This is a genomic window from Iningainema tapete BLCC-T55, from assembly GCF_014698965.1.
GTDB classification, from domain to species: domain Bacteria; phylum Cyanobacteriota; class Cyanobacteriia; order Cyanobacteriales; family Nostocaceae; genus Iningainema; species Iningainema tapete.
This window is the reverse complement of sequence record NZ_JACXAE010000127.1, coordinates 36,569-49,465: the sequence shown is the minus strand read 5'-3', so window position 1 is coordinate 49,465 and position 12,897 is coordinate 36,569. Positions and strand designations below refer to the sequence as shown.

Sequence of the window (12,897 nt, the reverse complement as noted above, 5' to 3'; positions counted from 1 at the left end):
GATCATCAATACGCCGAACCAACCGATGTATAAGCGGTTTTCGGTGCTGGTGATCCACTCACAGAACCGCTCCCATACATTAGCGCTGCGTGCGCGTTGTAAAGTTGTGGTCATTGTTTTATGATTGCTTGATTTATTTATGATTTGAGTAGGTCAGATTGCCTACCTGTTTACTAGATTAGAGGCTTAGTTGAGATTTGTAAAGAATTTTTTATTTAGTTTTTATTATGTTACTCATTAACTTTTCTTATTGCTCAGAGACGTCTCACCGAGGCGTCTCTACCTATACTCCATCAACCAGGTGGCCAAGACATTTGTCGTCCGCCTAAAATATGTAAATGCAAGTGGTAAACAGTTTGCCCACCGTCAGAATCTGTATTGATGACAACGCGATAACCGTTTGTCAGTCCAACTTGTTCAGCAACACGCTTAGCAGTAAATAAAAGATGTCCTAAGAGGTTACTATCTGAAGCTTCAGCATCAGCTAATTTGGGAATCGGTTTTTTTGGGATGAGGATAATGTGAACGGGTGCTTGGGGATTGATGTCTTTGAATGCCAGCGCTAAATCATCCTCATAAACAACATCTGCGGGAATTTCCCGACGAATTATTTTGCCAAAAATTGTATCTGTGGTTTCACTCATGTCGATTTACCTGGGTATCTGCTACAGATTCTAAAGGTTAAGTGTTCTCAAATAAATATTTAGTCATGCTTGCTAGAGTTTGGAGTGCCTCAATAGTAGGGATTGACGCCGTTAAGGTGGGCGTTGAAGTCGATGTGTCGGGAGGATTACCGGGAATTGTGATCTTAGGATTACCGGATGCGGCGGTGCAAGAATCACGGGAACGGGTAAAGGCGACGCTGAAGAATAATGGTTTTGCCTTTCCTACGAAAAAAATTGTGATTAACTTGACTCCTGCTGATTTACGCAAGGAAGGTCCTTGTTTTGATTTGCCTATTAGTATAGGGATTTTGGCGGCTTCTGGACAAGTCAGAGCTGATTTGTTGGGAGACTATCTGTTTTTAGGCGAAATTGGGCTTGATGGTACATTGCGATCGGTTGCAGGCGTGTTGCCGATCGCTGCTACTGCGCAATCAATGGGAATCACAGCTTTGGTTGTTCCTGCTGATAATGCACAAGAAGCTGCTGTAGTGGAGGGATTGGCAGTTTATGCTTTTAAAAGTTTATCTGATGTTGCTAATTTTTTAAATAATCCTGGCGTTCACAAACCAGTGCAACCAGATATCGCTGTAGAGACGCACTTGCGCACGTCTCTACACACAGATTTAAAGGATGTGAAAGGACAGGCTCATGCTCGTCGTGCCTTAGAAATTGCTGCGGCTGGCGGACACAATTTAATCTTTGTCGGACCGCCTGGTAGTGGCAAAACAATGTTAGCAAGACGTTTATCTGGTATACTACCACCATTATCATTTGCCGAAGGATTGGAAGTTACCCGCATTCATTCAGTTGCAGGGTTGTTGAAAAATCGGGGTTCATTGGTACGCGATCGCCCATTCCGCAGTCCTCACCATTCAGCTTCTGGTCCTTCTCTCGTCGGCGGTGGTACTTTTCCCCGTCCGGGAGAAATTTCTTTAGCACATCAAGGCGTTCTTTTCCTCGATGAACTCACGGAATTTAAACGGGATGTATTGGAATTTTTGCGACAACCTTTAGAAGATGGCTACGTAACTATTTCCCGCACAAAGCTGTCGGTAATGTTTCCGGCACAGTTTACTTTAGTAGCAAGTACTAATCCCTGTCAATGTGGTTACTATGGGGATACTATCCAAGCTTGTACCTGTACGCCACGACAAAGAGAGCAATATTGGGCAAAGCTTTCTGGTCCTTTAATGGATAGAATTGATTTGCAAGTTGTGGTGAATCGCTTGAAACCAGAAGAGATTACCCAACAACCAAATGGAGAACCATCCTTTGCAGTGAGGGAACGGGTGCAACAGGCAAGGGAACGAGCCGCACACAGATTTAAGCAAGAAGCAAATCTGCGATGTAATGCACATATGCAAAGTCGTCACATGCAGAAATGGTGTAAGCTAGATGATGATAGTCGCTATTTATTAGAAGCGGCAATTAGAAAATTGGGCTTGTCGGCAAGGGCAAGCGATCGCATTCTCAAAGTAGCACGTACCATTGCTGATTTAGCAGGTGATGATGATTTGAAAGCGCACCATGTTGCTGAGGCAATTCAATATCGGACAATTGATAGAATGCAATAAAAATCGACCGAATTTGAATGTGCGTCATTCATAATCCTTGTAGAGACGCTCCGGCGGAGCGTCTCTACATTATTTTCAAATATGACTAGTAAATAGGGACACTGAAAACGCAGCGTCCCTATAAGACTGAGGATTCTCCTAGTAGTTTGACTGAACCAGGTAGTAACTATGTTCCCCGATTCTTTGTTTTATTTATCACTACAACGCAAGGATTTTTCGTGCTAGACTCAGATGATACAAGTGCTACGGCATGAGGTACAGGACGGGGAACATGTCTGACCAAAGTTTGTCCTTGATAAACCAAAGATGCACTTTGACCAGAATCAACCATTACTACATCTTGTAATCCAGCTTTAGCTAGTGCCACTCCTAAGGATACAGAATCAGCATTATCTAGAGAAACACCGATAGTAGCTTGTTTTTCTTGATTAATTCCCCAAAAGGCTCGATAACGCGCTTGATCGAAACCAAACAAACCGTTAAAAGTACTTGCTTCTTGGGGTTTACCATCTCTAACTAACCACGCCGCTGCCACAAAAGCATCAGTAACTTCTGGCATTTCGGCTTTTAACCCTTCTAATGTGTTATGCTTAAGTGGGTCAAAGGGAATGTAGCGCACTGCGTATGGACTAATTAATACTAGAGGACGTCCTGCTATTTTCTGGTTATCACCTCTGTTTCCGGGAATAAATTGATTTGTTACTTGACTAAATACTGGTCCAATCATAGTGTTGGAATTCAAGTATTTCAGTGAAAAGAAGCCTCCGTCTACAGCAGCTACAGCATTGGTGCTACTTTGAGCTAACATCTCCTGGACTTGATAACGGCTTTTGGCGTGGATGGTGATAGGTTTACCACCGGAAACTAAAATGAGGGGAATTTTGTCGATAGTCATGTCTGCGCGTTTAACAGGGCTGGAAAAGTCAAAACCCATTTTCCAACGCGGTATATTTGGTCCCCCCCAAGCTTGAGCGATTGCATCTTTTATTCTCGATTGCCCAATGCGAGAAACTGCCAATAAACTATCTGAAGCACCAGCCATCCGCTCATCGGAATCACTCATTGTGAATGCTAGTTGATACCCTGCTGACTGTACCAACTTTGCTACTCTCTCATCATATTTTCCTACAGGATAGGTAAAGTAAGGTATTTTTACACCTAAATTTGTCTCTAAGATGCTTTTCGACTCAAAAATTTCCTTTTGCAGTTGCTCATCTGACATTTTCGTCAAATCATCTGGATGGGTAACACTGTGAGATGCGATCGTTACTAAAGGATTTGCTACCATTTCCTTGAGGTTTTCCCAACTCACATGAGTTCTACCTACATTATTACCTATACCTTTAGTGTAAATTGAAAAGACCGCAGGATAACCGTATTTTTTCATGAGTGGAAAGACGTACTCATAATGTCCACCATATCCGTCATCAAATGTCAATAATACTGGTTTTTCTGGCAGTGGCATTCCTGTTTGCAAATGATTCATTAACTGATCGAGACTGATTGGAGTAGCGCCACTCTCTTTAATCAGTTGAAAATGTTGTTCTAATTCTTGGGGCGTAACGTCAAAAAATACTTTTTTTTCTGGTAAAATATCATGATACATTAAGATTGGTACTTTTGCCAACTTTGCCCGCTCGTTCAGATTAGGCCAAAGACTACGATTGAAGTGGGCAAAAACATAAGGACTAAGGTTTTCAATCAAACTTTGTAAACCTAATTTTGGCTCACCCACCCATGTAGATAGCAATAAACTCTGATTTGCTAAGCTGGAAATTTGGTTTTCCAGCCCTACGTTGTTGTTACTGCAACTTTCTCCTTGTGTAGAAGTATTAGCTTCAGGCTTAATATCAGCAGATTTACTAGTAGCAAGTACTGGTAAAAATCCTGAACAAGTACATACTCCCGTAAGGAGGACACGAAATAGGTTTTGAGTGTATTTTTTAGATATAGGCGTCATAGTTCTTTTTCAGTTATGCTCAAATAACCTTGTTTATACTGAAATTATGAGACGCTTATAGTTTATTCCCTGTTCTTTATCTACATACCAAATATTTTTTTAAGAAATAGTTAATAATTTATTAATTTATATTTAATTTTTTGTGTTCTCGTTCCCATGTAGAGCATGGGAACGAGGTTGATGCAGGCGATTAAATAAATATACGGTGTTGTAAACTGGGCATTTGACGGCGAACTTGTTCCAAACGGGAGGGATTAATTTCGGCGATCGCCACTCCTGGTTTTTCGCCTGCATCTGCTAAAATTACACCCCAAGGGTCAACAATCATCGCATGTCCGTGGGTTTGACGACGAGCATAATTTATTCCTGTTTGTGCTGGGGCTATGACATAGCATGTATTTTCTATGGCACGGGCTTGCAAAAGAACTTGCCAATGATCTTTACCTGTGAAAGCAGTAAAAGCAGCTGGTACAAATAAGATATCTGCTCCCTTATGAGATAAATGACGGTAGATCTCAGGGAATCTTACATCATAGCACACCGAAAGCCCTATGTTACCAAGGTCATTCGAGAAATAAACAGATGGCAGTTGCGTGCCAGCCATGACGGTAGTGGATTCTCGATAGGTGTTGCCATCGGGGACGTTAACATCAAATAAATGTACCTTTTGATAGCGGGCAAGTTCTTCACCATTGCGATGGAGAAGTAAGGCGGTGTTGTAAACTTTGCCAGTGTTAGTGGGAATCGGAAAGCCGCCACCCAGGATAGTGACTTGAAAGCGTTGCGCCATTTTTTTCAAGAACTGTTCAGTTTCATGAGCGATGGCTTGTGCTTGTAAAATTTTCTCATTTTCCTCACCCATAAAAGAGAAATTTTCTGGCAAACCTACCAACTCGGCACCCTGACGCACGGCGAGGTCGATTAATTCCTCAGCCTGTGCTAAGTTTTGTTGTAGATTAGACACACTGGTTAATTGCAGCGCTGCGGCTAGATAAGACTTCATAAATTCAACACAAACACCTTCTAAATTGATCTTGCTACGGGTTAATGGAAACTGGGGTAATTCAGGTTAGGTTGTGATCAAACCTTGATAATATTGATTTGCTGTGGACATCTACATCTCTGTGCTGTTGAAAACTTTTGTTGCTGTGTTTGTCCTTGCTGATGCTGTAGGTAATATACCAGTAGTTCTGGTTCTTACCAAGGGCATGGAAGGAGAGCAGAGAAACAAAGTTATAGATAAAGCAATTTTAGTGGCAATTGCGGTACTTTTACTGTTTGCCTTTGGTGGTCAGTTTATTTTAAAATACTTAGATGTAAGCTTAGGATCTTTACGAGTAGCAGGGGGACTGCTGCTACTGTTAATTTCCTTACAAATGCTGAAAGGAGAATATGATACTCCTGTAATTGATCGCGATCGCGATGTAGCAATTACCCCATTAGCTTTACCACTGTTAGCAGGTCCTGGTACACTAACGAGTGTAATGCTGTTAATGTCAGAAACTGCCAATCCTAACTTAAGCGTAACATTAGGTATTTTGGCAGCAATGTTTGCTAGTTGGTTAATTTTGCGTCTGGCAAACAGTCTTGACAAGTGGCTGGGTGCAGAAGGTGAAGTCATTATCACTCAGCTTTTAGGTTTTCTATTGGCGGCTTTGGCAGTGGAGATTGGTAGCACGGGGATCAAGGAGTTATTTTTTACATAGAAAGTTTTTTTAGCCTTGCGCAACGACGCAAAAATGTAGAGACGCGAAATTTCGCGTCTCTGAGCTCGCCTTTGCGTGAGGTTTTTATACAGGAGGTTCACTTTCAAAGTCTCGAGCAGGCACTTCAGAAAAATAACTATCTATCTTATTCAGGACAGGAACTAATGATAGCAGCATAATAGCTGAGTAGAGATCGCCACCCCAACTATCGTGCAGCCATTTAAATAATCCTTCTTGACCCGTACCATGAAAGAAGGCAAGTAGAGTGTTACGAATTATGTTGGCAGTTACACTGATAACTACTGCAATGGATAAAAACCAGATGGTTTTACGGCGTGAAGACAATGCACCAGTCCAATACAGTAGCATTAAACCAACATATAGAGTAGTAAACAACATTTTTAGCCCTGCGCAGTAGGGAGCTACTTCAACAATTCGCCCTCCTACATATAAGTTGATGCCTTCTACAATTACTTCTATGCCAAATTGACTGAGTATAAAGCCGGCAGTGCCAGCGATGAAACTTTGTAGGGGTAAGGTAAAGGGAGTAATTAAGTAGGGTACTGCTGTTGGTGTTGCTAAAAATACTAATATTAAGGGAAATCCTTGCAGTTTTAAGCCAGGAATTCCCTTTAACCACAAGCACAATCCAGCAAGTATGGTAGGTAGGGAAAGGTTAACCCACTCACTCACGCCGCTCAGATAAAAAATACCACCTACTACTAGCAAGAATGCACCTAAGGGATGGTTGGTATCAGTAAGCCGATGCCATTTTTTCCGGTTGAGCCAACATAGATAGGCAGCAAACGGTAAACCGATGATACCGTGACTGAAATATTCGTGTTCTGTGCTGATACTTTTTTTCAGCCAACCATCCCACCAATACAGCAACACAGGAGCGTACAGCAGTAGTAAAACACCCAAGATGGCTATGTTTGATAACTGTTGAGTGTTTGTTTTTCTTAGCTGGGGCTGGAGTGCCATAATTTTTTCTGTGATAAGTTATGATACGCGGACAAGCTTTTGATGTTGTTGTTCAATTAAACTGGAGGCGATCGCCGCAACAACTTCCTTGACTTGGCTATTGGTTAACCCAGGATACATAGGTAATGATAGTATTTGTTTTGCCAGTTTTTCAGCGTGGGGAAAATCTCCTGGTTGATAACCTAGATTGGTATAAGCTGGTTGGAGATGACAGGGGATTGGGTAGTGAATACCTGTTTGAATTCCCACTGCTGCCAAGTTTTCCTGAAGTTGCTGACGTTCGACATGACTTGAAGAATCAATTTTTATGACATAGAGGTGATAAATGTGTCCTTCACCGCTTTGGTTGAGGATGGGAATAATTCCATCTGAGATTAGGGGTGCTAATTCAGTATTGTACTGTTGAGCGATGTTGTGGCGATCGCGATTCCAATCAGGTAGATACGGTAGTTTTGTTTGTAGCACTGCGGCTTGGATTGTATCCAGGCGGCTATTTGTACCGTACTCAACATGAACATACTTTTGCACAGCCCCGTAATTACGTAGACTTCTCAGTTTTGTTGCCACATCTGGGTTTTTTGTCACTACCATTCCTCCATCCCCAAATGCTCCCAAATTTTTACTGGGATAAAAACTAAAAGCTGCTGCTGTACCTACAGAGCCTGCTTTGAATCCTTCTGCCTCCGCTAGGTGTGCTTGTGCTGCATCTTCAAATACAATCACTTGATATGTTTCGGCAAAGTCTAGTAGCTTTGTGGGCGATACCATTTGACCATAAAGATGCACCGGGATGATAGCGCGTGTGCGTGGTGTAATGGCACGAGCTGCTGCTTCTAAATCAATTAAAGCTGTTTGGGGATCGCAATCGACCAAAATTGGTTTTGCTCCTGCACGCAACACCCCAATGAGCGTGGCGACAAAAGTGTTGGCGGGCAGAATTACTTCATCATCAGGTTTGATATTACACGCTTGTAAACCTAGAGCGATCGCATCAGTTCCTGAGGCTATACCAACTCCATATTGAGCACCACAAGCAGAGGCAAAAGCGGCTTCAAAATCTTTTAATGCTTGCCCCAACACAAAGTCTCCTTGGGCTAAGACTGCCTGGATTGCCTGTTGTAGTTGTGTTTGAATCGGCTCATGTTGTAAATTTAGGTCTACAAAAGGAATCCGGGTAGCGATATTACTCATAGGTAGGGCAGCCTCAATTATTAGTATCAAAATGTACGTTTTATTTCACTTAATACATTTTTAACTAATCACTAATATTTAAGCAAAGATTCCTGATGAAGAGATTGTAAATTTTTTATTAAGTTCTTTCTTCAGTATTTTTATTTATTAAGTATTATAAAATTTGTTTATTTAAGTAAAATTGCTGAATATACTTGCTCGTTGACAACTTAGTATTTTATGATGAAAAAAAAAATTTACAGCAAAATTGTTTATCTCAGCAGAAAATAGGGAATGCTGAAGAATAGCAAATAACCCAGAGACAGTGGTTATATAAATTACAATATCAAAATCATCATCAAGGTAGCGGTGGCAATGGTAGAGCCTGAGAACAAATTGTTTGCCCTCAAGGACAGTTGGGGTGTTCAAGAGACGATAGAACAAAGACGCCTAAGAGCTTTGGCTGATTTAGGTTTGCGGCAACCAGAAACGATTCCGGTTTTTGAGGAAGCCACTCAAACTGCTGCCCACTTTTTGGAAGCACCAATTTCAATTCTAGGATTTGTGGATCATGAACGCCACTGGTTTAAGTCAGCGGTAGGATTATCCAGGTTAGGACTGATGAATCATTTAGCCCAAAGCCGACAATTGTTACGTCAAGAATCTTTTTGCACTCAAGTAGTTGAAAATACACAAACATTAGTAATAAATGACACAAGCCAATTATCAGGATTAGAAGGTTTTACTACTAGTAGATTAGTGCAAGATTACGGAATTCGTGCTTACTTGGGAGCACCTTTAATTGATGCGTCAGGAAATTGTTTAGGTGCATTGGCAGTCATGGATTTGATGCCACGTAACTTTACCAATCGAGACATCGATTTTTTACAGATTATCGCTCGATGGAGCATGAGTGAATTTGAGCGCAATCGACTGCTACAAGCCAACTCAAAAACTTACACTCTTAAAGCATCATCTAGCTTATCCCGTCCAGAGGCTAATATTAGTGAAATTAAAATCAATTCAGATGATAGCAGTGGTAGTGCTAGTAACTTATCAACAAAGTCTTTACAAAACAACGTTACTACCAATCAATTAAAGCTGCAACTTTTGGAACAGTTAACTCAAGAACTACGTACACCCCTAACATCTGTGTTAGGTATGGCTAGTGTTTTAGGACGTGAAATTTATGGTCCTTTGACAACTAAGCAAAGAGAATATGTAGAGATTATCCAACATAGTGGCAAATACTTACTTTCTTTAGTAAACGAAATTTCTGAACTAGGAGCTTTAGATGAAAACGTAACCACACTAAATCTCACTCCTGTAGATGTGGAAATGTTGTGCCAACAGGCGATTAATACTCTAGAAGAAGCAGCTAACCGTCGCGAACAAGATATTCGTCTGTCTGTAGAGCCAGGGCGCAGTCGCATTTGGCCTTTAGATAAAGATAAAGTTAAGCAAATTCTGTATCATCTCATTTTTAGCGTCATTCAACTTTCTGCTACTGGTAGCATTGTTCGTATTCACGTCTCGTATAAAGAAGATACACTCAATATTACAATTTGGGTATCCCATCCCTGGTTAGGAGACGGCATGACGGAGATAGATCCTCTGTTTCGCCTCAACATCTCCTCCATACTTGAGTTTACATGTGATGTTCCAAACCAAACTCATCCAGAAAACCAAGAGCCAACAGAGGCTTCAACATTAGATGAAACCCATGACTTAAATCTTCACTCAGATGTCTTTGCTGCCAATTCCAGATCTAATTCTTTGAAGCGACAGGCTACTATGTCGAGAGAAAGTTTAGGTTTGTTACTTAGCTGTCAACTGGCAGAAGTACATGGAGGAAAAATTTCTATTCAAGGTTCACAAGAATCAGGATACCGTTATGTGCTAAATTTACCGCTCAAAATGCAAACAAACCCAGTAGTCAGTGATACCTAAGCATTAACTTGTAGAAGTTAGATTGAATTAGCACAATTTATGGACTTTTGATCAAAACTGAGCAATTTCCCATCGGTTGATTTTACCTGTTTGGAACTTCTTCAGTTATGATCATGTCCGTGTTCTGTGCTAATTGCTCACAAATATTATGAATGTAATCTGGCAAAGGTTCACGCTATCTAATTTACCGCTCAAAGACTATCTTCGCACCAGTTACCTACACCGTTCTTTTGTGGGATTGTTACGCCCTTGGCGTCAAACCAGTATCTTAATGCAGTGGGGAGACATAATCGCAGTAGCTTTTCTCAGTTTGGTGTATGCGCTTGCTCCTTTTGTGGCAAATGAATTACTGGCATTGTTAATGGTGGCTTGTGTGGGTTTTTGGCTGCTGTTGACATTATCAGATGAAGCTGCCCGAGAAAATGCCTTTGGTTTTACCCCTATTCACTTATCGATTTTGCTTTTTTGGGGTATTTCCGCTATTGCAGCAGCAGCATCACCAGTGAAAAAGATCGCTTTAATGGGTTTGTTAAAAGATTTTGGCACTTTAACGCTCTATTTACTTTTGTTTGCTCTATGTGCTAAGGTGCTGAGATCGCCTCGCTTTCGCTCTTGGTTGATTATACTCTATTTACATGTATCGCTGATTGTTAGTGTATACGGATTGCGACAATGGTTCTTTGGTGCGCCGCCGTTAGCAACTTGGGTTGATCCAACTTCTACTTTATCTAAGACGACAAGAGTATATAGTTATTTGGGCAATCCTAACTTGCTGGCTGGTTATCTTATCCCTGCTGTAGTTTTCAGTTTGATGGCAATTTTTGTCTGGCAAAGCTGGTTTAAGAAAGCTTTAGCAGGGACAATGTTTGTCGTTAATTGTGCTTGCTTAATTCTGACTTTAAGTCGGGGTGGGTGGATTGGGCTAGTAGTTGCGCTCTTGACTTTGTTGGGGTTACTGTATTATTGGTGGAGCGTGGACATGTCACGTTTCTGGCGCACTTGGTCTGTGTGGATTGTATTAGGAACTTTAACAGTATTTTTACTGGTATCGATGGTATTTGTTGAGCCTGTGCGCGAACGCATTACCAGTATTTTTATTGGTCGTAATGATAGCAGTAATAATTTTCGCCAAAATGTCTGGACTGCTGTATTTAAAATGATAGCTGATTACCCACTGCTTGGGATTGGCCCTGGGCATAGCGCTTTTAACAAGATTTATCCTCTCTACCAACTTCCCCGTTTCAATGCTTTAAGTGCCTACTCGATTTTTTTAGAAGTGACAGTAGAAACTGGGTTACTAGGTTTAGCTAGTTTTCTTTGGCTACTAATTGTAATTTTTAATACAGGAATATCCCAATTGCAACAGTTAAGGGCATCAAGGAATGTAGAAGCATTTTGGTTAATGGGGGCGATCGCCTCTTTAGTTGGTACACTTGGAGATAATTTATTTGATACTGTCTGGTATCGTCCAGAAATCAATACCCTGTGGTGGTTAATGGTTGGTATAGTTGCTAGTTACTACACTCCTTCACCTCAAAATCAAAAGAACGCCAGTTAAATAAACAAACCGGGCAACCATTACCCGGTTTCAACCAACCATGCAAGCTTAACAAATCTATGTATGTATTTCATCCTTCTAGCATTTGTGCTAGGATGAAATCAGATATTATTGTCTGTAAGTACCAGTACCAACACTAGCATTGGGGTCACGGTAAGCGGTTGCTTCTTCGCGACGATTTCTACCAGCCAAACCACCCAAACCTAACAAACCTAGTAGTCCCAACCAGCCCCAATCAAAATCGTTATTATTTTCGGTAGTAGTAGTAGTGGTAGTATTTGCTCCAGTGTCAGTAGTACCAGTTCCGCTATTTTGTGCATTAGCAGATAGAGTTGCAGGTAAAACTGCCATGCTTAAAGTAAGAACCCCAGCACCGATAGCTTTTGTCAAATTACGTTTCATAAGTTTGATCTCCTCTTTGTTTTTGACTTACTAACTACCTTACAGAGCTAATACATTAATAAAATCAATCTGTAGCTATAAACTAAGCTTGATTTAAACTCACGCCACAGATAGACTATATATTCAAAACTACTAGTAATACTTAGCTTGAGCGATTTTTACTAAGGTTATTCAGTTTTGCTAATAGCTTTGTGAGTGTTGATTTAAACGATTTATCTTAATGCGCAAACTAGATACCCGACTTCTTTAAGAAGTCGGGTATCTGGCAAAAAAGCAGATAAATCTTATAATCTTAGTATGGTTTACCTCCTTTGAGGTAATTTTCAGATTAAATAAGCCAAACTAAACGCTTTTTTCAACATATTGGAAACAAAAATAATTCTCGATGAGCGACAAAAGTGAAAGTTTCAAAGTTATTAGTGACAACCGTCAAGCCCGTTACCTGTACGAAATTCTGGAAACCTACGAAGCGGGAATTCAGTTGACAGGTACTGAAGTCAAGTCAATTCGCGCAGGCAAGGTTAACCTTCAAGATGGATATGCTTTGCTTCGCGATGGAGAGGCATGGCTAATTAACATGCATATATCACCTTACAACGCTAGTGGTCAATACTTTAACCATGAACCGCGCCGCACGCGCAAACTACTGCTCCATCGCATGGAGATTCGCAAGCTAATTGGTAAGGTAGAACAGCAGGGTTTGACTTTAGTACCCTTAAAGATGTACCTTAAGCGTGGGTGGGTGAAAATAACTATCGCTCTTGTCAGAGGTAAAAAGCTCCACGACAAGCGAGAAGACATCAAACGACGCCAAGATCAACGTGACATGCAAAGAGCAATGAAAAATTATTAATCCACTGGTTAGAAGAAACAGCAATCAAATTTGTGTATTGTAAGGCAGGTTGCAAAAAAAATCAGGAAATAAGCC

General features: G+C 40.9%; 11 protein-coding genes and 1 pseudogene. 5 read left to right on the top strand and 7 right to left on the bottom strand.

Features of this window, described 5'->3' with window-relative positions; genetic code table 11:
• Both ICL16_RS45120 and ICL16_RS42495 read right to left on the bottom strand, forming a co-directional pair.
• Positions 1 to 114: pseudogene (locus ICL16_RS45120) on the bottom strand (photosystem II q(b) protein); the annotation flags it as partial.
• A 179-nt stretch (positions 115 to 293) separates the two neighbouring features.
• Positions 294 to 644, bottom strand: a complete 351-nt coding sequence (locus ICL16_RS42495) for a histidine triad nucleotide-binding protein (protein ID WP_190838351.1) — start codon at positions 642 to 644, stop codon at positions 294 to 296.
• Positions 645 to 709: 65 nt separating this feature from the next.
• On the opposite strand from ICL16_RS42495, the gene ICL16_RS42490 reads away from it, so the two are divergent.
• Positions 710 to 2,239, top strand: a complete 1,530-nt coding sequence (locus ICL16_RS42490; RefSeq protein WP_190838349.1) for a YifB family Mg chelatase-like AAA ATPase — start codon at positions 710 to 712, stop codon at positions 2,237 to 2,239.
• A 166-nt stretch (positions 2,240 to 2,405) separates the two neighbouring features.
• On the opposite strand, the gene ICL16_RS42485 is transcribed toward ICL16_RS42490, so the two are convergent.
• Positions 2,406 to 4,199 carry a polysaccharide deacetylase family protein gene (locus ICL16_RS42485; protein ID WP_190838347.1) on the bottom strand — a complete coding sequence of 598 codons (1,794 nt, stop codon included), beginning with the start codon at positions 4,197 to 4,199 and terminating at the stop codon, positions 2,406 to 2,408.
• A gap of 190 nt (positions 4,200 to 4,389) precedes the next feature.
• Positions 4,390 to 5,202 carry a carbon-nitrogen hydrolase family protein gene (locus ICL16_RS42480; RefSeq protein ID WP_190838345.1) on the bottom strand — a complete coding sequence of 271 codons (813 nt, stop codon included), beginning with the start codon at positions 5,200 to 5,202 and terminating at the stop codon, positions 4,390 to 4,392.
• 109 nt (positions 5,203 to 5,311) lie between these two features.
• Here ICL16_RS42480 and ICL16_RS42475 point away from each other — a divergent pair, with 109 nt between their 5' ends.
• On the top strand, positions 5,312 to 5,905 hold the full coding sequence (locus ICL16_RS42475; RefSeq protein WP_190838360.1) for a MarC family protein: 594 nt from the start codon (positions 5,312 to 5,314) through the stop codon (positions 5,903 to 5,905).
• 84 nt (positions 5,906 to 5,989) lie between these two features.
• Here ICL16_RS42475 and crtB read toward each other — a convergent pair whose 3' ends face one another.
• Both crtB and ICL16_RS42465 read right to left on the bottom strand, forming a co-directional pair.
• Positions 5,990 to 6,889 (bottom strand): cyanoexosortase B, encoded by a 900-nt coding sequence (gene crtB, locus ICL16_RS42470; protein WP_190838343.1) that lies wholly within the window; start codon positions 6,887 to 6,889, stop codon positions 5,990 to 5,992.
• An 18-nt stretch (positions 6,890 to 6,907) separates the two neighbouring features.
• Positions 6,908 to 8,080: a DegT/DnrJ/EryC1/StrS family aminotransferase gene (locus ICL16_RS42465; RefSeq protein WP_190838341.1), complete on the bottom strand. Its 1,173-nt coding sequence runs from the start codon at positions 8,078 to 8,080 to the stop codon at positions 6,908 to 6,910.
• 354 nt (positions 8,081 to 8,434) lie between these two features.
• On the opposite strand from ICL16_RS42465, the gene ICL16_RS42460 reads away from it, so the two are divergent.
• Both ICL16_RS42460 and ICL16_RS42455 read left to right on the top strand, forming a co-directional pair.
• A complete protein-coding gene (locus ICL16_RS42460; protein ID WP_190838339.1) occupies positions 8,435 to 10,009 on the top strand; it encodes a GAF domain-containing sensor histidine kinase in 1,575 nt (524 codons plus the stop codon).
• Between the two features lie 148 nt (positions 10,010 to 10,157).
• Complete coding sequence (locus ICL16_RS42455) at positions 10,158 to 11,567, top strand: IctB family putative bicarbonate transporter (protein ID WP_190838337.1); 1,410 nt, start codon at positions 10,158 to 10,160, stop codon at positions 11,565 to 11,567.
• Positions 11,568 to 11,675: 108 nt separating this feature from the next.
• Here the strand turns inward: ICL16_RS42455 and ICL16_RS42450 are convergent, their stop codons facing one another.
• Positions 11,676 to 11,969, bottom strand: a complete 294-nt coding sequence (locus ICL16_RS42450; protein WP_190838334.1) for a WGxxGxxG family protein — start codon at positions 11,967 to 11,969, stop codon at positions 11,676 to 11,678.
• Positions 11,970 to 12,354: 385 nt separating this feature from the next.
• On the opposite strand from ICL16_RS42450, the gene smpB reads away from it, so the two are divergent.
• Positions 12,355 to 12,822: an SsrA-binding protein SmpB gene (smpB, locus tag ICL16_RS42445; protein WP_190838332.1), complete on the top strand. Its 468-nt coding sequence runs from the start codon at positions 12,355 to 12,357 to the stop codon at positions 12,820 to 12,822.
• Positions 12,823 to 12,897 lie beyond the last annotated feature (75 nt).

What these genes read in the sequence shown, in the direction of transcription:
- ICL16_RS42495 (WP_190838351.1), bottom strand. Translation starts at nt 644, where the DNA reads ATGAGTGAAACCACAGATACAATTTTTGGCAAAATAATTCGTCGGGAA.
- ICL16_RS42490 (WP_190838349.1), top strand. Translation starts at nt 710, where the DNA reads ATGCTTGCTAGAGTTTGGAGTGCCTCAATAGTAGGGATTGACGCCGTT.
- ICL16_RS42485 (WP_190838347.1), bottom strand. Translation starts at nt 4,199, where the DNA reads ATGACGCCTATATCTAAAAAATACACTCAAAACCTATTTCGTGTCCTC.
- ICL16_RS42480 (WP_190838345.1), bottom strand. Translation starts at nt 5,202, where the DNA reads ATGAAGTCTTATCTAGCCGCAGCGCTGCAATTAACCAGTGTGTCTAAT.
- crtB (WP_190838343.1), bottom strand. Translation starts at nt 6,889, where the DNA reads ATGGCACTCCAGCCCCAGCTAAGAAAAACAAACACTCAACAGTTATCA.
- ICL16_RS42465 (WP_190838341.1), bottom strand. Translation starts at nt 8,080, where the DNA reads ATGAGTAATATCGCTACCCGGATTCCTTTTGTAGACCTAAATTTACAA.
- ICL16_RS42460 (WP_190838339.1), top strand. Translation starts at nt 8,435, where the DNA reads ATGGTAGAGCCTGAGAACAAATTGTTTGCCCTCAAGGACAGTTGGGGT.
- ICL16_RS42455 (WP_190838337.1), top strand. Translation starts at nt 10,158, where the DNA reads ATGAATGTAATCTGGCAAAGGTTCACGCTATCTAATTTACCGCTCAAA.
- ICL16_RS42450 (WP_190838334.1), bottom strand. Translation starts at nt 11,969, where the DNA reads ATGAAACGTAATTTGACAAAAGCTATCGGTGCTGGGGTTCTTACTTTA.
- smpB (WP_190838332.1), top strand. Translation starts at nt 12,355, where the DNA reads ATGAGCGACAAAAGTGAAAGTTTCAAAGTTATTAGTGACAACCGTCAA.